Genomic DNA, 24,597 nt, shown 5'->3' on the forward strand with positions numbered 1-24,597 from the left:
GACATGACCACTTTCCATTGTTAACGAGGTGACGCCCCGCTATTCTCTACTACTTGTTCGAGAATCTTCTCCAAAGTGCGCTTCATTCATGGTCCCTGCATTAGGCTCACACCATCCCTAACTCGCTTGCCAGTCATCCCATCAATTACTCTCTTTTTCATCGAATTTTTCTATGATTTTGACATATATTACAGGACTTTCTTTTTGGCGTCAACCCTTTATCGTTTGGCAAAAAACGCCCCTCATTAAGAGGAACGTTCCTTTTCAACATAGCGAATAGCATCTGCCATAATCGCATACATTTCTTTTAATTTCAGTTTCTTATTGTCCTTGATTTTATCAGCCACTTTTTCTGTTACAATCCCTTTATCGATCAACGTATCCCAACTTGTTGCATCCGATTCACCAATCAGTACATCCGCTAAATATTGTGCCACTTCATCACGTGTGATTGCTTCATCCCCTGTGCTGTACACTTTATTAATCACAATTTCTAGCTGATCACGCATATTGGTAGCATTTTCTGGATAGGCACGTAACATGCCTTCTTTTAATGTTTTCGCAAATTTTAGTTTTGTTGCTTTACTATCTACGTTTAAATCATTATCATAGCCACCTACCACAAGGCCATAATTGATTAATGTTTGAAGAGCCTCATCATACCATTCTCCTTGATATGGATAATCAACAGAAAAGGCATCGACATATGCGCCTTGCTTAGCTAGTTGCTTTCGCAGTGAAGCAATTAGATCTTTGTCCTGGCTCATTTCTCTAAAGCTTATAGTATGCTCAAGGGCTAGAGCTGCTGCTGTGCCTGCCGCTTCCCCTGCCACCATTCCTGTTGGCACAATACGTGCACTTCCTGCTGCCAGTGAAGAATAACCAGCCGAACGTCCAACTACAAGTAAGCCATCAATGTCCTTTGGTACAAGTGAACGGAATGGAAGGGCGTATTGCTTTGGTGCAGCAATAACATAGCCATAATCGTGTGGTGTTTGCGCTTGAACATCGACGGGATAGGATGCAATGCCAATGCTATCCCAATGATCGCTGTTCGTCCAAATATCAGCCATTGGTAATTGATATTCTGCCCAAATATGTCTTGTTTCTCTAACATATAATTCCTCTGGATAGCTCACAACTTCAGCCTGTTCAAACCCTGGGAAGTGTTCCTGTAAATAATGTAAAATATGCTCCGTTTCTTTTTTCCCTACTATAATAGCAGCTTGCTTGGAATGTTCACTCAAGCCATCCACACCAAAAATTTGTAAGGCATTAATAAAATATTCATCATCCACGCGTGCTAAATTCAAGCCTCGTAATCTTACTCCCTCTTGAAGAGGCTTGTATTCATCATGAAGCTTTGTAAAGCCCCACATCACGCTGGCGTTTAAGTTAGCACCACCAAATACATCGGAGTTGGCTGCTGCTTTCACTTGATCCCAATCCACATTTTTTAAATGCAGCATTAACGTTACTGCCATACGCTTATCCTTAATACCAATGTCCTCACCACCAACAAAATAAGGAACACCTGCCATCGTCGCAAAATCAGCATCCTGTGTCGCATCAATAAATGACTTACCTGCTACAACATATGTACCAAATTCATTTTTTAATGTCACAGAGGCTAATTGCTGTTGATTGAGATTCGCCTTGATGACCTCTGTTTGTACGGACAATGTTAAGTTTGGCTCCTCATCAACAAGCTTTTTAAAGGCTGCCTTTGCTCCTACAATCCCAAAAGCATCTTTGCCTTTCACAAGCTTATGCCATTCTTTAAAAATGCCTTCACTGAGGGAATGATTATTACCATCGCGTGGAATATCAAGAAAATTGAGCATACCGTATGTAAATAAGCCACCTAATTCTTCTCTTTTTTCAACCAGTAATGTTTTTGCGCCATTTCGTGCCGCAGCTACCGCAGCCGCAACGCCCTCTGGCTCGCCACCAATGACAATCACATCATATTGTTCCTCAATATCCTGTATGGGTACTGGCTTTTGATATGCCTCTACTAATTGCTGATAGGCCCGCTCGCTTATCATTTCTTTAATATAATAATAGGCACCCAGCCCCAATAATATAACAATAATCGTAGCGGCTACCCACAATATTTTCTTGCCCATAAAACACCTCCTATAGTTAATATTTCCATGAATAAGCTGATGTAACCACTCTTTCCATTACTCTATTTTATTTGCGATGTATTCACGAAAGGGTTTGTTTGCTGTTTAGCTATTGGTATAAAAGTGAGGGAGTAATAAATTTCACCAAATAGCTTTGTGGTCGAAACATGTCAAGTGATCCGAAGTAAAAACAGTCAGCCTCCATTTTAGTTGATACTACGTTTAATAGGCAATGGAAAATGATGCAATGTTTCCATTCTTTTTCAAGAACAGTCAATCACCTGACATAATAGACGTCTTCTTCTCGTAAAAAGTTACAGATAAAAAATTTTTATTGTACCTTTATTCAATTTATGTGTCATAAAAATAGTGAAAAGAACGCCAAACCTTGATTTAATAATGTTTATAGACTATGGAACATATTTCATGCTATACTAGAGCCATTGTGAAAAAAGGAGGAACTTGCATGATTCAAGTTAGTAATGTAGGTCTTCGCTATGGCGATCGTAAACTATTTGAAGACGTAAATATAAAATTCACACCGGGGAATTGCTACGGTTTAATTGGGGCAAATGGTGCTGGTAAATCAACATTTTTAAAAATCCTTTCTGGTGAAATTGAAGCCCAAGAAGGTAACGTATCAATGGGTAAGGACGAGCGCCTATCTGTCCTGAAACAAAACCACTTCGAATACGATGAGCATACAGTGCTCGACACAGTGATTATGGGGAATAAACGCCTTTATGATGTGAAAACAGAAAAAGACGCTATCTATGCAAAGGAAGACTTCTCAGATGAGGATGGTATGCGTGCAGCAGAGCTAGAAGGCGAATTTGCGGAGCTAAACGGTTGGGAAGCTGACTCAGAGGCAGCAACATTGTTAAACGGTTTAGGTATTTCAGATGATCTTCATTACATGCTAATGGGCGATCTTGAAGGTTCTGATAAGGTCAAAGTATTACTTGCACAGGCACTGTTTGGTCAGCCTGATGTGCTATTACTCGATGAGCCTACCAACCACCTTGACTTAAAGGCTATTCAATGGTTAGAAGAATTCCTCATTAACTTTGAGAATACAGTTATTGTTGTATCCCATGACCGTCATTTCTTAAACAAAGTATGTACACATATTGCGGATTTGGACTTCTCTAAAATCCAATTATATGTAGGGAACTATGATTTCTGGTATGAATCTTCTCAATTAGCGCAAAAAATGGCACAAGACCAAAATGCGAAAAAAGAAGAAAAAATTAAAGAATTACAAGCGTTTATCGCACGTTTCTCTGCCAATGCTTCTAAATCCAAGCAAGCAACATCTCGTAAAAAAATGCTGGATAAAATCGAGCTGGATGATATTAGACCATCAAGCCGTAAATATCCATTTATCAACTTCCAAATTGGTCGTGAAATCGGTAATGATGTCCTAACAGTGGATGGTCTTACTGCGAGTCATGAAGGCGAAACATTATTCAAGGATATTCGCTTCTCGATGAACAAAGAAGATAAAATTGTTTTACTAGGTAGCCCAATGGCAAAAACAGCGCTTCTCGATATTTTAATGGAAGAAACAGAAGCGGATGCTGGCACATTTAAATGGGGTGTGACAACATCGCAAAGCTACTTCGAAAACGACCATGATAAATACTTTGAAGGCTCTGAGAAATCATTAGTAGAATGGCTTCGTCAATATTCTCCAGATGATGAAACAGAGAGCTTCCTACGTGGCTTCCTAGGACGCATGCTGTTCTCTGGTGAAGAAGTGAAGAAATCCCCTGCTGTTCTTTCTGGGGGCGAAAAAGTACGTTGTATGCTATCGAAAATGATGCTTGCGACAGCAAACGTTATTTTACTTGATGAACCAACGAACCATCTTGACCTTGAATCCATCCAAGCATTGAACGAGGGCTTAATTCGTTTCAAAGGCGCGATGATTTTCACATCACATGACCATCAGTTTATCCAAACTATTGCTAACCGTGTCATCGAAATCCGTGAAGACGGCTCGATTTTAGATAAGCAATTAACCTATGATGAATTCTTAGAGTGGAAAGACAGCCAAGGCTTAAGCTAATGGAAAAATCCTCTGCCTGAAATTATTGGCAGAGGATTTTTTGTTTATTTAACATACCATTGCAGGGCATTATGATAGAGTATTTTATTCCTCAAACCTTTTAAACGCTAGCACAGCATTATGGCCACCAAAGCCAAAGCCATTGGATAGCGCAATGTTGACAGGTTGCTGCAGTGCCTCGTTTGGTACATAGTTTAAATCACACGCTGGATCAGGTGTTTCATAATTAATTGTTGGTGGAATAATGCTATCCATTATACTTTTCAATGTAATAATAGCTTCGATCCCACCAGCCGCGCCAAAGAGATGCCCTGTCATTGATTTTGTGGAGCTAACCTTTAGTTGATAGGCATGGTCACCAAAAACGTGTTTAATAGCCTTCGTTTCAGATTTATCTCCCTCTGGTGTGCTTGTGCCATGTGCGTTGATATAATCGACAGCTGAGCCATCAATATCACCCATTTTTAATGCCAGCTTCATGGCATTGGCAGCGCCCGTAAAATCAGGTGCTGTAATATGATGAGCATCTGTTGTGACACCATAGCCGACAATTTCACCAAGAATTATTGCACCCCGTTGTTTAGCATGTTCATATTCCTCTAGCAACACGATGCCAGCCCCTTCAGACATGACAAAGCCATCGCGCTCGCTATCGAATGGCCGACTAGCCTTTGTTGGCTCATCATTTCTAGTAGACATGGCTTTCATACGAGAGAAACCTGCAAAGCCAAGTGGATTGATGGGTGCCTCCGCTCCGCCTGCTAAAATACCATCCGCATAGCCATGCCGAATCGCTAAGAACGCTTCTCCAATCGCTTGATTTCCTGTCGCACAGGCTGAAACAGGTGAAAAGCTTGGCCCTTTAAAGCCCGTTTTAATTGCTAGTATTCCTGCAGCCATATTGCTAATCATCATCGGCACCATAAATGGTGACACCTTTCTAGGCCCATTATCAAGCATAGCCTGATGATTTTCTAAAATTGTATCAATGCCCCCGATGCCTGAGCCAATGTAAACGCCTAAACGCTCTTTATCCACCTGCTCCATATTTAAATTGGCTTGTGTCAGGGCTTGTTGGGAAGCGGCAACAGCATATTGTACAAATAAATCATACTTACTGATTTCTTTTTTATCCATATACTGCATGGCATCGAAATCTGTAATCATCCCAGCAATTTGCGTATTAATACCGCTGAATGCCTCCGCTTGAATTTTATGAATCCCTGATTGTCCTGCTTTAATATTCTCCCATAAGGCTGATACTGAATTACCTAACGGGGAAACAACACCATATCCAGTAACTACGACTCTTCGTACCATGTACATCGCTCCTTTTTGTTTTCGTTTTTTATTTTAACAATTCCTGTAATTGCGCCAGCATTTTGAGAAAGAACGCTTCTCCTAAAACGCGTTTGTATTGTAATGCCCCTTTCGTACTTGAAATAAGGAATACAGCTAGTGCCTCCAAATCATTAGTGGCTTGGAGTGCGCCCTGTTGTTTAGCATCTTTCAGTAGCTCTACAAAAACATCGATTTCCATTTGGCTAAGCTGCTGAAGCTTTTCTTGCATCGGTTGCGGTAATTCTTGATAGTCTGCCTGTAAAGCTGAGATAGGGCAAACACCATCTTGCTCAAGGAATTTTACTCGCTGCATAATAAAGGCAAAAGGCTTTTCCTCAGCTGGCATAGTGGACTCCTTAATCAGTGTATAAGCCCCCACTAACCCTTGCTGAATTCTTTCGCAAACAGCGATCCCTAAATCTCCCTTCTTCTCAAAATGATAGTGAATACTTGCCTTCGTAACGCCAAGCTCCTTTGCTAAATGCTCATAACTAAATGATGTGAAACCTTTTTCCTGAATATTCTTCAATGTTAATTCTATAATTTGCATTTTTCTATTTGTCATGGCTTTATACTAACTTACTAGTAGGTAAGTGTCAATTTAAAAAAGGCAGCAGATAAACGATATATCTGCCGCTTGCGTGGTTATTGCATTTCCTTTGTTGGTCCCATCACACCAGGTACTGGTAAGCCTGCTTGACGTAGCAGGACCGTCATTTGTCCACGGTGGTGTGTTTGATGATCGATTAATACACGTAATAAAGCCCCTTTTGGCATTGGTGCTGTAAAGCCTGTTACGATCTCTAGTAAATCTTCATTAGAAAGCTTTGCCACTTCCTCTTTAATACCGCTTGCAACGTTTTCATAGGCTGTCACGATCTCAGCCACAGTCGTCGGCACAGGATCTTCTTGACGAATCGACGGCACTTTTAAGCCTGCAAGATAGCTAAAATAACCTGCTGCTCCTACTAAATGCCAGCCTAACCAGCCAAGTGTACTGTGACCCTCTACAATGCTTTGCTCTAGCTTGTCATCTGTTAAAGCCTGCAATACTTGTAAGGTTCCTTGCGATGCATTCGACCATTCTTGTAAAAAATCATCTACTTGTCTATACATATCTTTGCCCCCCATTTTTTTAACTTCATTTCTATCATAGTTAATTTTCCATTCTGTTACAAGTTTCTACTATATAGTTTACATAATATTATTATAAGATAAATATCTTATTTCATTCGTATAACACACTCCCTTCACGTATAATGAAAGAAAATAGCAAAGGAGTGTGCCTATGAGATACCATGTTCTAGTACTTTCTCTTGCATTTTTACTTGCTGGCTGTCGTGAAGAGGTCCAAGAAGAGCCTGTGCCATCGCCAACACCATCCGTGGAGGATAAGCAATCAGGGGCACAAGATCAAACGTCACTTCTATCCTATTTTCCACCTGATGGATCCGTCGCCTCTTTTCAAGGGGAAGGAAATGAATTTGCCAGCTTCACACTAAAAACTAGCTATCTCGATACACAGCATATCGCACAAATAGAGGATAATGGTGGTGTAACACTATTAAAAATCTATCGCATAACGGATACAAGCATTGATCTTATCTATCGAGAACCTGTTGACAGCAATCCAAGCATGCCAAGTGCAGCAGAGGTAGCTTCCTATCCTGTACTGGAAACCATACTTCAAAAGCCATTACAAGTCGGGATGAGCTTCCAAGGTTGGACCATTGAATCAACGACCGCTACTGTCGATACAGGCACAACGGTCTATCAAGATGTCATCCAGCTAAGCCGCACTGAAGATCAAATGACCACAACCAAATATTTTGCAAAGGATATTGGTCTAATCCGTAAAGAGGATACGATGGAAACAGAACAAGATGAGCCATTTGTTGTGACATCAACCTTGCAAAAAATAGAATAATTGAAAGAAAACAGGCGTCCTGCTTGGGCGTCTGTTTTTTAGCAAAGGAGGCCAATCAATGAGTGATATACATAACGCAACACCAAAGCAAGATGAATTAACGGAAGAAGAATTTATTGAACTTGTACTCGAGGAACAGCAAAAAGCATTAGCACAGGCGCGAGAAGAACGCATTTATGGAAAAAAGCCAAAAAAACAAAAGCCTCTTGTACGCTGGATCGTATGGGGCATGGCATTGGTGCTGTTTTTCAATACGTTTGCCCTAATTTTTCAAATTTATTCCATACCAGCAATTGAATTTTTGAAGGCTTCAACGCGACTCTCGGCACAAGAGGATATCCAAACCTATAAAAAGGCAGTCGTTGAAATTTCGACAGGCTCCAGTAAAGGCACTGGTTTTGCTATCTCTCCTGATGGTCTGATTGTCACCAATGCCCATGTAGTAGGAGATGCTACAACATTATCTGTCGTCTTTCCTGATGAGGGGTTAATGGAGGCAACGTTAATCGAGAGCTATCCAGCCGTAGATATAGCCTTCGTACAGGTGGAAGCTGAGCAACTCCCCTACCTTCCTCTTGCAGAAGATCCACCTTTTTCTGCAGATGAACATGTCTATTTTATTGGGAACCCACTTTCCTTCACAGGCATTGCCAATGAAGGGACATTACTTGAAGCCATTCAATTAGAGGATTGGCAGGAGCCTGTTATGATGCTAAAAGCACCTGTTTATCGAGGAAATAGTGGTAGCCCAGTAATCAATCAACAGGGCGAAGTCATTGGGGTGATCTTTGCAACGATGAAATATGAGCCCGTGGGACGCGTCGGTCTGTTTGTACCTGTACAACAGCTCCGGAATTTATTAGAAGAGCAACATAAAAAATGAACCTGCTTATCACAGGTTCATTTTTTAAGGGTGTTTTTGCTTTACATAATAATATTATTTATCTTTATTCTCTTGCTTGACAAACTGAGCGATTGGCGATTTAACAGGGATTTTACTAACCACCTTATCACTCACTTCGGCCACCTTTTGCAGCACATGTAAAAGCTTGTCATCCCCTGTCCAATGCTTCTCTACTACGTCTGGCCCCAATTTATTGATGATCGTATTTACCACAAAAGTTGCTAGCACAACATCATCTAAATAACCACCAAAGCCCAACAGTCCTTCTGGCATCAGATCCAGTGGCAGCACAAAATACGCAATGGATGCTCCGATTAACGCACGACTTTTTTTATCCACACCTGCATCAGTTACGGTTTTAATTAATAAATGAAATAAATCAGGCACAAACATTAAATACGGAGTAAATTTATTGCTCTTTCCTTTTTTTGATCCAAGATAAGCTACTAATTTTGTACGTAGTTTCTGATAAAAATCTTGCTGCTCCTGTTCATCAGGTGTTTTTTCTACAGTATTCATATTCATCTGCCTCCTTCTTTGCAAGCTATCCATTATTTTGGCGGGGCTATCCACTTCTTTTACAGCTATCCTCCATTTTTGCAGCACTATCCGCTTCTTTCACGGGGCTATCCGTCACTTTAGTAAGCCTATCCGTCATTTTAGCATTGCTATCCACTGCTACTTTATATTTAACCTAAATTAAGATTTGTAATCCTTAAAGTTCTAAATAATACAAAAAAGACATCCTATTTGCATAGGATGTCTGGTGTTTAACGAAAGTAATTTTAATTATTGTGAATTAAAGTTTAGTTACGTTAGCAGCTTGTGGTCCGCGGTTGCCATCTACAACTTCGAATTCCACTTTTTGACCTTCGTCAAGAGTTTTGAAACCTTCGCCTTGGATAGCTGAGAAGTGTACGAATACGTCGTTTTCACCTTCAACCTCGATAAATCCAAAACCTTTTTCTGAGTTAAACCATTTTACTGTACCTTGTTTCATTTAAGAAAACCTCCAAAAAAATAAAAGTGAACAATATGTAATTTCTTCAGCGAATGAAAAAAATTCACATATTACAAAGAGTACCGAACTAACGCGATCACTTTTTGTAATATGTGAATTCATGTTTCCGGTGAAGCAATTAAATTGTTAACCTAAGTATAACCGCCATTCATAATTTTGTCAAATAAAGAAAAGACTTTTTTTAAAGTTTTTTTCAAAATTATTTTACAGTACTTCTCGCTTACAAGCAATAATGCCATGATAAACTTGTGCATCATCATCACAAGCCTCGCAGTAAAAGCTTTCATGCTCCGACCAAAAAGCCCAATACTGCCCTTCCTTCATTGCTTCATTATCGTAGATTGAACGAAAGTGTGCTAATTTTTGCTGTAAGGCATGCTCAAATAGCTCCTTTGTTTCAAATGTATCTTGTGTTTGAATAAAAGCTTCCCAGCCCTCAAATTTCCACCAAGGCTCATAATCGGCTTTCATATAAATAATTGTATACATATTTGTCCATTCCTTGCTGTCATAAGATATGTTCATTTTAGCAAAGCCACCTGAAATGTCTATTAAAACTATCTGTATTATGCTATCATTACCTTATTATACATACTTTCAGGAGGTATTTTTATGTTTTCAAGCATTCGTCCTAAGGCAGAGCTAGACGAGTTACTAAAACGTGGTACAGATTTACATGCAACAGGTCGATTTCACCGAACATTGGCATTTAATCATTTTCAGTCAGAAGATGAGGAGCGTTTAAAAACACTCTATGAGAAGTTAAAAGATGTTTCTCCTCCTATGAATGCCATTTTTCATCATTATTTAAGTGAGATATCTCCTACCTCTCAATTAACTATTAGTGAAGAACAGATTCAACAATACTTAACACAATTTTTCTTAGCAACACGTGATGATGCTTATGTAGATAAAACCGTTAAATTTTTTGATTTACTACGTCAGCAACGATATGAACCTGGTCAATTAATGGTTGTTTTCAATCAATTTGCATTTTATATTACTACATATATCTTACACAACTTCGGTATCAAGCCAAATAAAGCCTTTCAATATATGAAATCTTTCCAAGCCGCTATCAACGTTGATCAGGAGCTGCTTGTGGAAGTATTGACAGAACGCATTATCGAAAATGTCGTTAGTGAAATATCCTCTTTAATGGATGTCAATGCAAAGATTATGTATATGAAGGACTTAGTCTTTAGCTTAGACAAGCAACATGCGGAAATTCAATCCTCTACGGCTGCTACAGAGGAAATGGCCGCTTCTATTAATGAAGTTGCACGTATGTCCTCACATATATCAGAGAAAACAACGGAGTCAGTTGATCATGCGACGAAAGGTAAAAATGCGATTGAACATGCCTTAACTGAAATCTTTAAAACTGAAACAACTTTTACATCTATTGTTCAATCATTTTCAGAACTGCAAAAACGGGTAAATGATATTGAACAGGTTGTCACATTAATTAATCAAATTGCTGATCAAACAAATTTACTTGCCTTAAACGCCTCGATTGAAGCAGCACGTGCAGGCGAGCATGGCAAGGGCTTTGCAGTCGTTGCACAGGAAGTGCGAAAGCTAGCAGAAAGCACGGTTTCTGCCCTAAGCGAAGTATCGACAAATGTCCATCATTTAAAAAGTTATTCTAACGAGGTAGCTAGCTCGATTACAGAAACAACGGCAATTATTAAAGATGCAACCGTTGAGGCAAAGGATTCTTTGCCATTATTAAATGCTATTGTTCATACAATTGAACGTATCAATACCGATGTCACGAATACAGCAGCCATTTCGCAGGAGCAAGCAGCGGCTATTGATGAGGTGGCTACAAGAATGGTCAAAATTTCTAATTTGCAGGAAGATATACGAGACTCTAGCCATCATACATCGAAGGATATTCATTTATTAGGACAAGAAATTAATCGTTTCCGCAATGATATTATTGCCAAGAATAATGTACAGCTATCATCTGTTGCCCTGTTACAGCTATCGAAAGCTGATCATATTTTATGGAAGTGGCGTATTTATAATATGTTCCTTGGCTTAGAACATGTGGAACCAAGCGATGTCTCCTCTCATCGAGATTGTCGTCTTGGTAAATGGTATACGGCCCCTCGTACAGTCGAGCGCTTTGGTCATTTACAGGATTACCGTGAATTAGATAGCTATCATTTACAAGTACATGAATCAGCGAAGCTCGCAGCAGAGGCCCATAGAGCGGGCAGGATCGAACAGGCTGAGATTCATTTAAAAGAGATCGACAAAGCCTCTCAACAAGTTCTTCATTATATTAATAACTTAATTGCCTTTGTGGAAAAAGATCGTGTGATGCAATAAAGGGCGAGGAACATTCCCTCTCCCTCATTCGTAGGAGGTATTCGCTTGAATAAACGAGCAAGAATTAAATTTTTTGGTGATGTCTATGGAACTGGCTATCGTTTCTTTATTAAGCAAAAAGCAATTGAATTAAGATTAAAAGGATACTGTAAACTTAATGAAGCAGAGCAAATTGAAGTGGAAGTGGAAGGCTCAGAAAAAGCCATCAATGAATTTCTTCTTTTTGTACAAAAAGGCGTTAGCCCCCAAGCAGATTCCAATTCGTTTTCATTAGAATTGTATGAGGATTTAAAAGGATATGTACGCATGGAGTCAGACATTGTTTAGTCTGGCTCTTTTCTTTTTGTAGTGTTGGAGCAAGGTTTCTTAAGCTTTTTGGCTATTGTCAATTATGCATGACAATGACGTTGCTGGGGGCAAGTTTTTAAATATAAGATTGGGGCTAATTGCTTCAATCTTTTTTTGTTGGTCAATTATAAAAGTAACTTACTTACATAAAAAATAGCACTGCTCCGCACAGTGCATTGCTTAGGTTGTTGCATATAAAAGCTCTCCAGAATAATCACCCTTAATTAAGAATGCCTCGTCTCATTTTTTCTAAAGTTTCCAACAACAGATGAAACTTATCAATAACTATTGGTGCTTTAGTCACAAGCATTGTTATACCGTTATCGTTATGACCACTTTTAAAATATGTTTCTCTATAATAATTATATGAATCCCAAGCTTCTGTAATTAAATTATATTCATATTCAGTAAAATATTTAGCCAACACTTCGATATCGACATTTAGAGTTGTTGGGATATCACTCATTAAATTTTTATGAATTACCATTTCATCAACAGAAATTACAGCATCATGAACAGTTTTTGAGTCTTTCACTAACTCATTCAGTATATGATTTCTCATTATCTTTCTATACTCTTCATCTTTTGCTTTTTCTCTTTGGGTAATACTTTTATTTAATTCAAGTGTTACCTTTGCGACATCAGCGCTTTTTTTAGTTGCTATCCAAACCAAAAAACTAAAAAAACTTGTTGCCACTACGCCAGCTAAAGTTATCCATTCAGAATACCCCATATATAATCTCCTTTCCTTCCACCTGTTTAATTCGATAAAAGGAAAGGATTTCCTTTTATTTTTGACAATAAATAAAGATTTATGTTTTATCGTCTTCACTAATCTCCTGGCAAAAAGACCCGCAGTAGTTGCCCACAATTTTGTGGCCATCATCCAAATATTCATTTGAGATCGGCGCAGATTTGCGCTCACCTAAATTATTACCATCACTGTAATATTCTCTTTGTACTAATCACTAAATCTAAAGACAAATAATGACAGGCTGAATTTTCATCCGATAATCATACGAAGACACCCACACTAACTATTGTGGATGCCCTCGCCATCTATTTAATAATCTGCAAATGTTGCTTCTTGTTAAGCTTTAACTTTACTAGCTTTCCATACCTTACATAGATCACCTCGCCTTTGCTGTTTTTGAACGTATTAGGTGTGTCCATGCCCTGTTGAGCCATGAATTCCTCCATCAAATCTAAATACCCTTCAAAGCGCCGTATTGCACTTACAGTTGTAGCACTTTGGACAAAAAAATGCATGAGGTCATTGTTCATATATTCTGCGGTTAACTCTAGGATACTTTCACCTATCTTTTCATGTGGTTGTAGTCCTAGCTCCTGAATAGCTTCCACAGTTGAATAGTAGTCCTCATTTGATATTTAGCCCCGTCAAACACCTTCTCAATAGGGAATAGGGTCATAAATTCATGCAGTGTAAGAAAACTCATAATACCGTGTAACCCTCTGATAAAATCAAAGCATGTAACAGCCTCCTCATAACTCTTTAGTTTGGGATATGTGCCGACAGCCTTCACACCATAATAGATAACCTTTGGTATATGCTTGGATTGGTCAGCCCCTTCCTCCAGTGGGCACGCCTTTAATGAGCGAATATAGGCTTTTAAATAAATATTATGCATTTTCATTTCTTCTACTGATTGTATGTCTGGCACAAAGTACATACTTCATTCCCCCTAGTTATATAATTAAATTAAGATGCGGCCATATTAATAGTTGAAGCCGCTCGCTGTATTTGATATAGTCAATTTGCAATATTTTCATTAGTCGATGTTGGCGCATCGGCTTTTTTTATTTTCTTCGCTTTTAGCTACCACTTTTTTTGTAGTATCCAATATATACGTTGCCACTTCCTCAAAGCTTTCTGGCTCTCTGCCAAATTCACGTTTGAATACATCAATATTGTTATTCATGGCATGATAGTTCCAGCCAATTAAGCTGTTAATACATGGCTTGCCACCATCTGGACTTACGATGATGTCGAATAGCTCATTTGAAAAACTTTCAACGGCATTGACCGTTTCTTGCATTTTTGTGTGGAGTGGATGAAAGCCTATATCAACGAGGCGCACAGTATCCCTAATTTCTAAAATAGACAGGTGAGCCATTCCTGAATTGGTGTGCCAGCCCTTATATACAATATCGTCAATACGTTCAAGTAAACGTGCTACTGCACCCTGTATAACCTGTAGTTGCACCATTTGAGCTGATAAGCTATAAACTTCATGGCTATTGTCTTGTACTAATGACTTTACTCTTTCTGCTACTTGTTCCATGTGGATCCCCTCTTTTCTTATTTATTTGCTACAGCACGTAACAGTAGTTGCTTGTTGTGGTCTGACATGACACACCATTCTTTACCTGTTACTTTCAAAGCGATCACTCCTTTATCTTTGTGTGGCGCGCTGTACACACCTCCTAATTTCTGCTATCTCCAATTTAGTTAAGAGCGCATGGTAGCATATAAGCCATTTAAGCCTGCGCTGGTACTTATGCACATCTGTAATACTACTGTGTTGCTTATACTTTAATTTGATATACATTTGACGCTGCTCAATTGATTTCATGCCATTAGCTCCTTTCATCTATTCTAACGTTGCAACCGTCATATCTGCTATAAATTCCGACTATACCGTCATTGGCTCGGTATCACAGCGCTTTGATAAATGCGCGGCTTATTTCTTGTCCATTCACTGCTGCCCTTTGATGGGATTTCATAACTCATAGTTATAATATAAAACCAAAAAGAATAATTATCAATTGTTTTTATAACTTTTAATTATTTTTCATTCCTTTTAGTGTTATAATAAAGGGACACTAAATTTGAAAGGAGAAAAAATTTGGATACTTCAATGAAGGTTAAAAGATTGTTACTTGAAAAAAATATGAACATAACACAGTTAGCAAAGAAAATAGAAACTTCTCAACCTAATTTATCTAAAAAGCTACAAAATAACAGTTTGTCTGTAGCCGACTTAGAAAAAATTGCTGCTGCGTTAGATGTAAAATTTGATTTATATTTCATATTAGAAAACGGTGAAAAAATCTAATAGCAACACTGCACAATAATTGATTGCGCTATTCAGTGCAGGCTATAATAAACATGTAGTAACAGCCGCTACTGTAATGGAGGGGAGAACAATAGATGTTCAATTTTCTAAAGCTGCTGTAAAATTTATCAATGCAGCGGATAAACCAACAAAAACAAGAATTAAAAAAGCTATTGACGGTCTATGTGAAATTCCACCTAGAGGAGATATTAAAATTTTACGAGGTTATCAACCGACAATGCACAGGCTTCGCGTAGGAAAATATCGAATTATATATGAAGTAATTTCAGAAAATCAAGATTCCCCATTTATCTATATTCATGATATAGATTCACGTGGTGACATCTACAAATAAGAGGGGGCTATACAATGAATAACCGCGCACAGGATTTAGTAGAAATGTTCAATTTATTACCTGAATCCGAACAAGATTTAGCGTATGAAATGGTAAAGCGTCTTGTACTTGCTTGGGATAGTGATTATACCAAGCTAACACCCGTAGAACGTGCACGACTTGAAGAATCAACCCAAGATTTAAAACGGGGCGAAGTAACTAATTACGCTGATATTGATTGGAACTAAATAACCTAAAAAGGCATCTACTCTCCTGTAAAATGTACCCTATACGATAGTCTTTTTTCAAAGTGTCTATTGTATAGGGTACATTTTAGTTTTAGTCTGGCTCTTTTCTTTTTGTAGTGTTGGAGCAAGGTTTCTTAAGCTTTTTGGCTATTGTCAATTATGCATGACAATGACGTTGCTGGGGGCAAGTTTTTAAATATAAGATTGGGGCTAAATTTGACCCTCCCTATGAATAGAATAGCTATGGCATATACACTATACTGGAAGCACAAATAAAATTAAGGAGCTGGAGCAAATAGCAATGGATGAACGACGTTTAAAGCAGCGTTCTGAAATGATTAACGGGAAAACGATGATGCTGTCACTACGTCCAGTTGTTAACCATAATAAGATCATTGTCAATCTATCTATACTATTTGGTGTTTATTTAAAAGGGAAAAAGTGTACTAATCTTTCTGACGGCGTAGATGTTCACCTAGACGAAAAAAATAGGGTCTTATGATTATCTGTAATCAAGATATTATCAAGCGAGATGGTGTATATGGCGCACCTGATTTAGTGATCGAAGTGCTTTCACCTTCTACAGCGCATCGGGATAAAGGCGATAAAAAGGCACTTTATGAAAAGCATGGTGTAAAAGAATATTGGATAATTAGTCCTGATGAGAAGTCTATTGAAGTCTATTTATTAAAAGACGGCAAATATAAATGGGATAATATCTATACTGTGATTCCTGATGATGATTGGTCGAAAATGACTGAGGAAGATAAAATAGAAGCTGTGCTCACCTTTAAAGTATCGCTTTATGATGACTTTATAATCGACATCAAAGAGGTATTCGAAAACGTTATTACTTACTAGCGTTTCGTATTTCTAGCCCTAAAATAGTAAAGCACCCGTTCATTTGAATAGGTGCTTTTGTTATTTCATACATAAAAGGTCAAATTCTCCTTCTGTGAGTTGCTTCTATTCATCTACATGTGCTTTCACTATTTTATAAGTGTTTTAATACAAACTCTTTAAAAATTTAATAACTATATCATCCGTATATTGGGATAAGTTTCCGATCCAAATTAAGTGTCCCCAAGTATCTAATAAACATAGTTTGGAATGTCGTATATTGGCATGGGCTAGCTTGGCATGCTCTGTAGAAACTGAACTATCAAAATTACTATGCATGATCAAGGTTGGACAATTAATAGACTTTAAATCCTTCACGGTTAGTTCCTTGGTTTGCGATAAATCCATTAAGAATCCATGACCTGAACGTTGGCGACGATTCATGTGAGCAACTAATAGAATGTCCTTATCATTAATTTTGTCTTTTGCCTGTTTATATTTTAGAGTGCTGAAAGAGGAAAACATTTGTTTAAACATGAAGCGTGGGAAAACATTCGTTATCCCAGCAATCATAGCCCAAGTATACTTTTCGGTATTAGCATTGAATAAGACTGATGCTAACTTGTATGTTTGATCCTTTGGCGTAAGCCATTCTTTTGTGACTGCCGACTGCAATATAAGTGAACGCGTAAGATGTGGAAATTTATTTGCAAAAATGATTCCCGTTGGCCCACCCGCTGATATCGCTACTACATGCACCTTTGCAATATTTAAATGCTGTAAAAGCTTTACATAGTAGTCACAAGCCATAGAAAGAGTATCCCCTATCTCTTTGGATGTTTTTCCATACCCTGCCCTCGAAGGTGTGATAACAGAGAAGCCGTTCTCTACTAATGCTTCATATCCAAATTCTTCATGACAATTCGAATGCCCACCATGAAAAACAAGTACAGGTTCCCCTATCCCTACCATTGTGTATTCAATGGATAAATTATTAATTGTATATTCACCATATATTTTCCTCACTCCATTAAGCCCCCTTATAAAGATGCTTTCCTTTATCTTAGTATACTATGGGGAGACGTCTGTGCATCCACTCATCTCGAATTGGCTGAGCTGACGATTTACTAGCGGAGGTTGGTAATAAGCACTTCGATATAAGTAAGGTACAGTATTATTCCAAAATGGTCATTATTTAATTTTCATTTTGTGAATTTCAGCAATATATATAGATGCTTCTGTGATTTTCATATATTGATTTTTGGATTCCTTAAAATAGCCTTCTTTGTTTAGATATTCTTTTAGCTTTGCCTTTCTCTTAAATACTTTTTCTTTGATCTGCTGTTCGTATTCTTGTCCATCAGTCTCTTTCGTAATGGATAGCCTATAAATTTTCGTCATGTCGTATTCCCTCTTGTCTAACGTACGAATATAATTGGAAAAAGTTTCATAAAAAAAGTACCTCTCTCTAAATGTAACACCATAAATATTTGCTTGGTGCTTCTTAATTGGATAAAACTGCTCAAAGCTATTCCTTATATGGCCATTATTAGAGAAACAACTTGCTTTTTCTATGTATTATCATTGAGAAAGTTAGCGATTCGCAGTAAAATTTATGTAGAGTTTCTTTTTTCAATGAAACTTTATGTCGATTATTTCGTATAAGAAGATAGATATATTGAAAAGCAAGGAGGCAGGAACAATGCTTAGTGTTGGACAGTTTTTTTCAAGACATACTGCTAGCTTCTTTATTTCGCTCACAACTGTTTCTATCGCAGCAATTGCGGCAAATCCTGGATTCTTCCTTGGTGGTTTACTGTTTGCAGGTTCATATGCGGTGAGTACAGCATTGCTGAAACATAGACAAAAAAGAAAAGTCATGCAAATAGCAGGTATCACAAAAGAAGAATACAAACACATTGAAACACAGCTATCAACAGCGAGTAAACAAATTCAAACATTAAGTCAAAATTATTTACGTGTACGCTCCGTTGCAGCCTTTAAGCAACTACTCGAAATGACACGTATCTCCAAAAATATTGTAAAAATCGTGAAGACTGATCCACGTAAATTTTATAATGTTGAGCCATTTTTCTATGCGCACTTACCTTCTGCTGTCGAATTAACAGAGAAATATTCAATGCTGTCAAAGCAACCTGTGAAGGATAAGGATATTCAATTAACATTATCAAAAACACGTGAGACGTTAACCGATTTAAACGATACGATTCAAATCGATTTAAAGGATGCGCTTGCAAATGATATCGATCACCTGCAAATGGAGATTGAATTTGCAAATCGCTCCAATCTTAGACGTAGAGAACAATTGGATTGGCGAGGCGATGACAAATGACAGCAAATAACCATGCATTTCAGCTCCATACAATACCAGGACTTTCTCCGCTCGTGCAATCCTACTTAGAGACGACTCCACAGCAAGAGGCGATGGCGACATTTGAAACGCTATCGCCTCTTGCCCAAAGTCGTGCATTGCTGTATGCGAGTCAAATTGATTTGGCTAATTTTGAATCATTGCTGTCACTTGGGCATGATTCACAGCGAGCCCTTTCTCAATTTGCAGATCGTATGCTGGCACAGGTCAAGCAAAAAGATGTCACGAAAATTGGGCAAATGCTTGATTCACTTATGCAGACATTGGATCGGGTAGACCCAGCAGCTTTAGAGCCAAAGAAGCAATCCTTTTTGAAAAAAATCTTTAGTAAAACAGAGCCCACTGTCAAACAAACCTTAACAGAATTTGAACGCATTAGTATACAGGTGGAGCGTATTGGCGTACAGCTAGAACGTGCACAGCTCCAGCTTATGAAAGATGTTGAAAACTTAGAGGCACTTTATGCACATAATCGAGGATTTTTTGAGGAATTGGCTACAGCCATTGCAGCGGGTCAAATGAAAAAACAGCAAGCGATCAGGGAGGAGCTACCAGCACAGGTAGTGAATGTTCAAGCAACAAAGCAACCGTTAGCCATTCAGCAGCTCAATGACTTTGCTGCACAAATTGAACGATTGGATCAGCGTATTTATGATTTACAGGTGTCACAGCAAGTCGCACTTCAAACAGCTCCACAAATTCGTATGATTCAGCAGGCGAATCAAACATTGGCTGAAAAAATAGAGTTTTCCATTGTAACGTTAATTCCTTTATGGAAAAATCAGCTTGCGATGATGTTGTCGATGCATATGGATCATCACTATGCCCAGCTAGAGCAACGCTTATCACGTGCACAGGATCGCTTTGCAAGCCCTTCCTTTGAGCAGCAAGTATCGAAATTTAAAGAAACCCAGTTGGAGCTACAGACAGCCATTAAGGACGTTTTCGCGCTCCATACAGCCACTGAACAGGAAAAGCAGCAATTACAAGATGTAGCAAATGCTCGCAGTTTTGAAAGAGACTAACGTATATGAAAAAAGGGTGGCTCAGCAACTCTGAACCACCCTGCTATTATTTGTTTATTCAAAATAATCTTTATAGTAGCCACCGATTTTGCCTGTATTATCGATGATAAAAATGAACTCCTCTGTTTCATTTTTCACTTCATATTCTTTCCCAACTGTTAATACGTTTGACACCAAGTATTTTGATGCATTTGTATGTTTGCAAGTGACTGTACGTAATGTTGGCGCATCTTTCCATTTTAAATGTAACATATGTTTCTCTACCTCTCTTTACTAGCACGAAGCTAATGTCTATTGCTTATTTTATAATATTTTTGGGTCTTTGTGGAGAAAAAAGCGATAGAAGACCTGTTTAAACCAAAAAATTTTGAATAGTTGAGGTGTTAGCATGAGCTTTGGTGGTGTACCGCAATGGTTTTTTATTATTGCCGTAGCATTCGCAATCTGCTTTGTCCTTTATGCAGAGTGGAATTCCAGAAAATAGCTATTCTGTTGAGTGATCTTAAAATTTATTTATAAAAGATAGAAGCGTCTTGCTATATTTTATTGTAGCAAGGCTTTTTACCCGTTCAAATTCAACATTTATCTTCCACCGCTAACGTTTATAATTTCTCCAAGGATATAATTTGAAGCTTCGGAGGAAAGAAAGGCAATTACCTCTGCTATTTCCATAGGTGTTGCCGCCCGATTAATAGGTACAGTTGAAGTCATACGCTCAAGTCGATTATCACCGGGCGCAAATTTATCATGAAAAGGTGTTTCTACTATTCCTGGTGCTACCCCATTTACGATAATTCCATATTTAATTAGCTCTCTGGACATGCCAATTGTCATCGTATTGATCGCTCCTTTAGCAGATGCATAATGAATACTTTCACCTGCTCCACCAATACGTGCGGCCGCTGAAGATATATTAATAATTTTTCCGCTTTGTTTCGGAATCATATATTTTAATACAGCTTGGGAGCATAAGAGAACACTATTAACGTTTAATTTAAACGTTTCTTCCCATAGCTCTTCACACATATCCATAAATGTACTTTGGCGGATACCACCGCCAGCATTATTCACTAAAACGTCAATTGTACCAAATGTAGAAATAGCTTGTTCAACCATTGCATTCACTTCTTCTTGCTGCATCACATCAGCTTGAATGGCAATAGCATCTCCATCTTTTTCTTGGATACGTTGGACGGCTTCCCTTGCAGCCTTCACATTTGAATGATAATTCATAATGACTTTAGCCCCTTTAGCGGCCAGTAGCTCAGCTGTGGCAAGCCCAATACCAGAGCTTGCACCTGTGATAAGAATAACCTTTCCAGATAAATTATGCATAGCTTCCCTCCTATCAAAGTGTTTTCAATAAGTATTCTCGTTAAATCTTTTGGAGGATTTTGTTAGATTACTGATTATGTTTTTTATGGGGGCTATCCTCACCCTGCTAAACAAACGCTAAAAATCCGCTTCACTTTCCATAGAAGGCTACACGGATTTATACGCTTTACTTTAATGTACGCTTTAAAAACTCTTTTGTGCGTTCATGTTGTGGGTGTACTAATACTTGGGTAGGCGGTCCTTCCTCAACAATCACACCTTTATCCATAAAGACCACGCGATCTGCTACTTCTTTCGCAAACTCCATCTCATGTGTGACAATCAACATCGTATTCCCCTCATCGGCGAGCTGACGCATGACCTTTAATACCTCTCCCACCATTTCAGGATCAAGGGCTGATGTCGGCTCATCAAAAAGCATTACATCAGGATTCATCGATAATGCGCGTGCAATCGCTACACGCTGTTTTTGTCCTCCTGATAGCTGGCGTGGCTTAGCATTCACATATTGATCCATCCCAACGATTTTTAAGTATTTTAGCGCTATTTCCTCCGCATCCTTTTTAGAGCGCTTTAATACCTTCATTTGCCCTACTGTACAGTTACTTAAAACATTATGATTATTAAATAAATTAAACTGCTGGAACACCATTCCTAAATGTGTACGATATTCATCGATATTATGCTTATCATCGAGGATGTCTTCCCCTTTATAAATAATTTGTCCACCACTTGGCGTTTCCAATAAATTAATGCAGCGCAGTAATGTTGATTTACCAGAGCCAGAGGAGCCAATTAAACAGACAACCTCACCCTTCTCCACTTGAAAATTCACATCTTTTAACACTTGGTTACGTCCAAATGATTTACTTAAATGCTCAATTTTAATAACAGCCATTTGTGCATCCCCCTATATAGCTTCCTTTTGTTCTTTTTGATAGGCATCAGGTCCATCCAAACGTTTTTCAACATATAGAAGAATGCGAGATGCGGTAAATGTCATGACGAAATAAAGCACACATGCCACAAAGAATGACTCAAAATAGCGGAAATTATTTCCTGCAATTGATTTTGTTTGGAAGAATAGCTCCGTTACCCCAATCACATTTAAAACAGCCGTATCCTTAATATTCATAATTAATTGGTTCCCAGTTGCTGGCAGTATATTACGTGCAACTTGTGGCAAGACAACATAGAACATAATTTTAACATGGTTCATCCCAACCGCTGATGCCGCTTCGTATTGACCTTTATCAATCGACACAATTCCGCCACGCACAATTTCTGCCATATAAGCACCTGTGTTCAGTGAAACAACAACAATCCCTGCTGTGATAAAGTGCATATCAATACCAAATGCAATATCTAATCCGTAATAGACAACCATCGCCTGTACAATCATTGGTGTACCACGGAAAAATTCAACATAGCATGTTAGTATAAAATTAATAAGCTTTAAACTATAAAATTTCAAATTCTTTTTACGAACAGGAATCGTATGCATAATTCCAATGAAAAATCCGATAAATGCACCAATAATTGTACTAATAATCGAAATTAGTAATGTATAATACGCACCTCGTAAAAACATTTGCCAGTTGTTTTCAATAATTGAAAGTATCCATTCAAGACTCATGATGATCCTCCTAACAAGCGGGTGTTGCTTGTGTATATCTTTTTTGTTCTAGTATTCTATGATGGCTAGAACTGTATCATTATGTAGAGAGGTTCTCATTTTAATAATGATGAAATGATAGTGCACGGACCAATAACTAGTCCGTGCAATGTTATTATTGTGCTGCTGGTTGCTGCTTAATTGCATCTTCCATAATTTGCTGACGCTCATCTTCAGAAATACCTTGTAGGATTTCATTGATTTTATCGAGATTTGCATCATCTTTGCGTAAGCCTACAGCAATAGATGTGTTTGAAAGATCTGTTTCAAAGCCTTTATTTTCTTCAAATGAAACATATGAGAATTTATCGTTCGCTGCAGCAGCAGAAATACCCTCTGGACGCTCTGCTACATAGCCATCAATTTTACCAGCCTCTAAAGCAACACGCATTGCTGGGAAGTTTTCCATCGCTGTTTGCTTCTCTACACCCTCAATTTGATCAATAACATTATAGTTTGATGTATTTAATTGTGATGTAATTTTAGCACCTGAGAAATCTTGAATTGATGTTGCCTTTTCAAATTCACTGCCTTTTTTCACAACGATCACAAAATCAGATGTGTAATAGTTTTCTGTAAAATCAATTGTTTGCTTACGCTCTTCAGTTGGCGACATACCTGCGATAATGGCATCAATTTTATTAGACTGTAGAGCTGGCACTAGACCGTCCCATTCCATTTTAACAATGACTAACTCTTTACCTAAACCTTCAGCGATTTTTTTCGCCATTTGTACATCATAGCCACCTGCATATTCTGCATTATCGGCAATTTTTACTGCACCATTGGCATCACCTTGCTGTGTCCAGTTGAATGGTGGATAACCAGCCTCCATGCCGATGCGGAATTCACCGCCACCTTCTTCACTATCAGCTCCAGCATCACCTGATCCCTCTTCTTTTTTGTCGCTAGTGCCACATGCAGCTAGCACAATTGCCGTCATGATCGAGATCATTAGTAACAACCATTTTCTTTTCATGCAAAGCTCCCCTTTTCTGTCAAAAAATAAAACAACTGTACTAAAAAAGACCTAAGTATTTGAACTTAGGTCTTACCTTTTATAACAGTTGCCCAAATCCTCACTATAATTTCCATATTTCCGAGATAGCACAACCTAGTAAATCTGGAAATCATTTTACTAGGACAGTCCTGCACTTATTCACTGCAGACCCAGCATAAAAGTACGAGCTCCTTTTATACTTCGGCGATATTTCCTTCTTCATTGCGTCTTCGCTTGCTTGTACTCAGCAATGAACTAATAAATATCGCGCCTCTACCTCACTTATTGACAACAGTGAGGTTTGTCTATTTAATTGCTACTTAGATACTACTATAAAATGTATCTATTCGTCAAGGTAATTTTATCATTTTTCTGACTAATGACAATATTAGGTGTTTATACTTTCTCTATCCAACTTATAGCAATCTATTTTTAGTGAGAATCCCTCTAAATTCAATAAATTTTTAATAAAAAAAAAGTCATCTATATGTAAAAAGATATAAGCATTTGATATTTCCAATGACTTTTAGACCTTCTTTTTTAGAGGTTGCTTGCTTCATGCTTATAGAGTTTATCGTAAAATAGATCTG

General features: G+C 38.1%; 30 protein-coding genes, 1 riboswitch and 1 other annotated feature (1 of these 32 cut by a window edge). Of the genes, 12 read left to right on the top strand and 18 right to left on the bottom strand.

Annotation, left to right across the window (positions count from 1 at the left end):
• Nucleotides 1-170 (bottom strand) — a binding site (T-box leader) (it extends 50 nt beyond the left edge of the window).
• Nucleotides 171-245: 75 nt separating this feature from the next.
• The gene (locus MHB44_RS11465) at nt 246-2,129 is read right to left on the bottom strand and encodes an FAD-dependent oxidoreductase (protein WP_341302888.1); all 1,884 of its coding nucleotides are present in this window, start codon (nt 2,127-2,129) and stop codon (nt 246-248) included.
• 466 nt (nt 2,130-2,595) lie between these two features.
• Here MHB44_RS11465 and MHB44_RS11470 point away from each other — a divergent pair, with 466 nt between their 5' ends.
• Nucleotides 2,596-4,200, top strand: a complete 1,605-nt coding sequence (locus MHB44_RS11470) for an ATP-binding cassette domain-containing protein (protein ID WP_053994833.1) — start codon at nt 2,596-2,598, stop codon at nt 4,198-4,200.
• Between the two features lie 84 nt (nt 4,201-4,284).
• Here the strand turns inward: MHB44_RS11470 and fabF are convergent, their stop codons facing one another.
• The 3 genes from fabF to MHB44_RS11485 all read right to left on the bottom strand — a co-directional run bounded on the left by fabF (nt 4,285) and on the right by MHB44_RS11485 (nt 6,657).
• Entirely contained in the window at nt 4,285-5,520 is a 1,236-nt protein-coding gene (gene fabF / locus MHB44_RS11475; RefSeq protein ID WP_341302889.1) for a beta-ketoacyl-ACP synthase II, read from the bottom strand.
• Between the two features lie 28 nt (nt 5,521-5,548).
• Nucleotides 5,549-6,106: a TetR/AcrR family transcriptional regulator gene (locus tag MHB44_RS11480; RefSeq protein ID WP_053994831.1), complete on the bottom strand. Its 558-nt coding sequence runs from the start codon at nt 6,104-6,106 to the stop codon at nt 5,549-5,551.
• An 80-nt stretch (nt 6,107-6,186) separates the two neighbouring features.
• A complete protein-coding gene (locus MHB44_RS11485) occupies nt 6,187-6,657 on the bottom strand; it encodes a DinB family protein (RefSeq protein ID WP_341302890.1) in 471 nt (156 codons plus the stop codon).
• A 172-nt stretch (nt 6,658-6,829) separates the two neighbouring features.
• Between MHB44_RS11485 and MHB44_RS11490 the strand changes: the two genes are divergently transcribed.
• Together MHB44_RS11490 and MHB44_RS11495 are read left to right on the top strand one after the other, a co-directional pair.
• On the top strand, nt 6,830-7,468 hold the full coding sequence (locus tag MHB44_RS11490) for a hypothetical protein (RefSeq protein ID WP_341302891.1): 639 nt from the start codon (nt 6,830-6,832) through the stop codon (nt 7,466-7,468).
• A gap of 58 nt (nt 7,469-7,526) precedes the next feature.
• On the top strand, nt 7,527-8,351 hold the full coding sequence (locus MHB44_RS11495; RefSeq protein ID WP_341299249.1) for a serine protease: 825 nt from the start codon (nt 7,527-7,529) through the stop codon (nt 8,349-8,351).
• Between the two features lie 54 nt (nt 8,352-8,405).
• Here MHB44_RS11495 and MHB44_RS11500 read toward each other — a convergent pair whose 3' ends face one another.
• The 3 genes from MHB44_RS11500 to MHB44_RS11510 form a co-directional block, all read right to left on the bottom strand.
• Nucleotides 8,406-8,897 carry a DUF1232 domain-containing protein gene (locus tag MHB44_RS11500; protein WP_341299250.1) on the bottom strand — a complete coding sequence of 164 codons (492 nt, stop codon included), beginning with the start codon at nt 8,895-8,897 and terminating at the stop codon, nt 8,406-8,408.
• Nucleotides 8,898-9,171: 274 nt separating this feature from the next.
• A complete protein-coding gene (locus tag MHB44_RS11505) occupies nt 9,172-9,372 on the bottom strand; it encodes a cold-shock protein (RefSeq protein WP_004230088.1) in 201 nt (66 codons plus the stop codon).
• A 225-nt stretch (nt 9,373-9,597) separates the two neighbouring features.
• Complete coding sequence (locus MHB44_RS11510; protein WP_341299251.1) at nt 9,598-9,918, bottom strand: DUF1033 family protein; 321 nt, start codon at nt 9,916-9,918, stop codon at nt 9,598-9,600.
• An 87-nt stretch (nt 9,919-10,005) separates the two neighbouring features.
• On the opposite strand from MHB44_RS11510, the gene MHB44_RS11515 reads away from it, so the two are divergent.
• Complete coding sequence (locus tag MHB44_RS11515; protein ID WP_341299252.1) at nt 10,006-11,733, top strand: globin-coupled sensor protein; 1,728 nt, start codon at nt 10,006-10,008, stop codon at nt 11,731-11,733.
• A gap of 45 nt (nt 11,734-11,778) precedes the next feature.
• Nucleotides 11,779-12,060, top strand: coding sequence for an acylphosphatase (locus tag MHB44_RS11520; protein ID WP_053994825.1), 282 nt, complete (start codon nt 11,779-11,781; stop codon nt 12,058-12,060).
• Nucleotides 12,061-12,301: 241 nt separating this feature from the next.
• Here the strand turns inward: MHB44_RS11520 and MHB44_RS11525 are convergent, their stop codons facing one another.
• From MHB44_RS11525 to MHB44_RS11540, 4 genes are all read right to left on the bottom strand, one after another.
• Entirely contained in the window at nt 12,302-12,814 is a 513-nt protein-coding gene (locus tag MHB44_RS11525; protein ID WP_341299253.1) for a hypothetical protein, read from the bottom strand.
• Nucleotides 12,815-13,140: 326 nt separating this feature from the next.
• Nucleotides 13,141-13,443: a hypothetical protein gene (locus tag MHB44_RS11530; RefSeq protein WP_341299254.1), complete on the bottom strand. Its 303-nt coding sequence runs from the start codon at nt 13,441-13,443 to the stop codon at nt 13,141-13,143.
• On the bottom strand, nt 13,422-13,772 hold the full coding sequence (locus MHB44_RS11535) for a hypothetical protein (RefSeq protein WP_341299255.1): 351 nt from the start codon (nt 13,770-13,772) through the stop codon (nt 13,422-13,424). Before MHB44_RS11535 ends, MHB44_RS11530 begins: the two co-directional genes overlap by 22 nt.
• A 99-nt stretch (nt 13,773-13,871) precedes the next feature.
• Nucleotides 13,872-14,384 (bottom strand): hypothetical protein, encoded by a 513-nt coding sequence (locus MHB44_RS11540; RefSeq protein ID WP_341299256.1) that lies wholly within the window; start codon nt 14,382-14,384, stop codon nt 13,872-13,874.
• A 564-nt stretch (nt 14,385-14,948) separates the two neighbouring features.
• Between MHB44_RS11540 and MHB44_RS11545 the strand changes: the two genes are divergently transcribed.
• From MHB44_RS11545 to MHB44_RS11565, 5 genes are all read left to right on the top strand, one after another.
• A complete protein-coding gene (locus MHB44_RS11545) occupies nt 14,949-15,158 on the top strand; it encodes a helix-turn-helix transcriptional regulator (RefSeq protein ID WP_341299257.1) in 210 nt (69 codons plus the stop codon).
• A gap of 76 nt (nt 15,159-15,234) precedes the next feature.
• A complete protein-coding gene (locus MHB44_RS11550; RefSeq protein WP_341299258.1) occupies nt 15,235-15,513 on the top strand; it encodes a type II toxin-antitoxin system RelE/ParE family toxin in 279 nt (92 codons plus the stop codon).
• Between the two features lie 14 nt (nt 15,514-15,527).
• The gene (locus MHB44_RS11555) at nt 15,528-15,740 is read left to right on the top strand and encodes a hypothetical protein (protein ID WP_341299259.1); all 213 of its coding nucleotides are present in this window, start codon (nt 15,528-15,530) and stop codon (nt 15,738-15,740) included.
• A 301-nt stretch (nt 15,741-16,041) separates the two neighbouring features.
• Nucleotides 16,042-16,242, top strand: a complete 201-nt coding sequence (locus MHB44_RS11560) for a hypothetical protein (protein WP_341299260.1) — start codon at nt 16,042-16,044, stop codon at nt 16,240-16,242.
• The gene (locus tag MHB44_RS11565) at nt 16,239-16,601 is read left to right on the top strand and encodes a Uma2 family endonuclease (protein ID WP_341299261.1); all 363 of its coding nucleotides are present in this window, start codon (nt 16,239-16,241) and stop codon (nt 16,599-16,601) included. The genes MHB44_RS11560 and MHB44_RS11565 overlap by 4 nt, the downstream gene beginning before the upstream one ends.
• 144 nt (nt 16,602-16,745) lie before the next feature.
• Here MHB44_RS11565 and MHB44_RS11570 read toward each other — a convergent pair whose 3' ends face one another.
• Both MHB44_RS11570 and MHB44_RS11575 read right to left on the bottom strand, forming a co-directional pair.
• Entirely contained in the window at nt 16,746-17,552 is an 807-nt protein-coding gene (locus MHB44_RS11570) for an alpha/beta hydrolase (RefSeq protein ID WP_341302963.1), read from the bottom strand.
• A 219-nt stretch (nt 17,553-17,771) separates the two neighbouring features.
• Nucleotides 17,772-17,981, bottom strand: coding sequence for a hypothetical protein (locus MHB44_RS11575; RefSeq protein WP_341299262.1), 210 nt, complete (start codon nt 17,979-17,981; stop codon nt 17,772-17,774).
• A 301-nt stretch (nt 17,982-18,282) separates the two neighbouring features.
• Here MHB44_RS11575 and MHB44_RS11580 point away from each other — a divergent pair, with 301 nt between their 5' ends.
• Both MHB44_RS11580 and MHB44_RS11585 read left to right on the top strand, forming a co-directional pair.
• Nucleotides 18,283-18,933, top strand: a complete 651-nt coding sequence (locus MHB44_RS11580) for a 5-bromo-4-chloroindolyl phosphate hydrolysis family protein (protein ID WP_341299263.1) — start codon at nt 18,283-18,285, stop codon at nt 18,931-18,933.
• The gene (locus tag MHB44_RS11585; protein ID WP_341299264.1) at nt 18,930-19,997 is read left to right on the top strand and encodes a toxic anion resistance protein; all 1,068 of its coding nucleotides are present in this window, start codon (nt 18,930-18,932) and stop codon (nt 19,995-19,997) included. Before MHB44_RS11580 ends, MHB44_RS11585 begins: the two co-directional genes overlap by 4 nt.
• Nucleotides 19,998-20,051: 54 nt before the next feature.
• Here the strand turns inward: MHB44_RS11585 and MHB44_RS11590 are convergent, their stop codons facing one another.
• The 5 genes from MHB44_RS11590 to MHB44_RS11610 all read right to left on the bottom strand — a co-directional run bounded on the left by MHB44_RS11590 (nt 20,052) and on the right by MHB44_RS11610 (nt 23,986).
• On the bottom strand, nt 20,052-20,249 hold the full coding sequence (locus MHB44_RS11590; protein ID WP_053994820.1) for a DUF6501 family protein: 198 nt from the start codon (nt 20,247-20,249) through the stop codon (nt 20,052-20,054).
• A 330-nt stretch (nt 20,250-20,579) separates the two neighbouring features.
• On the bottom strand, nt 20,580-21,332 hold the full coding sequence (locus MHB44_RS11595; protein WP_341299265.1) for a glucose 1-dehydrogenase: 753 nt from the start codon (nt 21,330-21,332) through the stop codon (nt 20,580-20,582).
• Between the two features lie 166 nt (nt 21,333-21,498).
• Nucleotides 21,499-22,230 (bottom strand): amino acid ABC transporter ATP-binding protein, encoded by a 732-nt coding sequence (locus tag MHB44_RS11600; RefSeq protein ID WP_341299266.1) that lies wholly within the window; start codon nt 22,228-22,230, stop codon nt 21,499-21,501.
• Nucleotides 22,231-22,242: 12 nt separating this feature from the next.
• Entirely contained in the window at nt 22,243-22,968 is a 726-nt protein-coding gene (locus MHB44_RS11605) for an amino acid ABC transporter permease (RefSeq protein ID WP_341299267.1), read from the bottom strand.
• Nucleotides 22,969-23,122: 154 nt separating this feature from the next.
• Nucleotides 23,123-23,986, bottom strand: coding sequence for a transporter substrate-binding domain-containing protein (locus MHB44_RS11610; protein WP_341299268.1), 864 nt, complete (start codon nt 23,984-23,986; stop codon nt 23,123-23,125).
• Between the two features lie 118 nt (nt 23,987-24,104).
• A riboswitch (Lysine riboswitch) is annotated at nt 24,105-24,291 on the bottom strand.
• Nucleotides 24,292-24,597 lie beyond the last annotated feature (306 nt).

This window comes from Lysinibacillus sp. FSL H8-0500 (assembly GCF_038051955.1).
Classification (GTDB): Bacteria; Bacillota; Bacilli; order Bacillales_A; family Planococcaceae; genus Lysinibacillus; species Lysinibacillus macroides.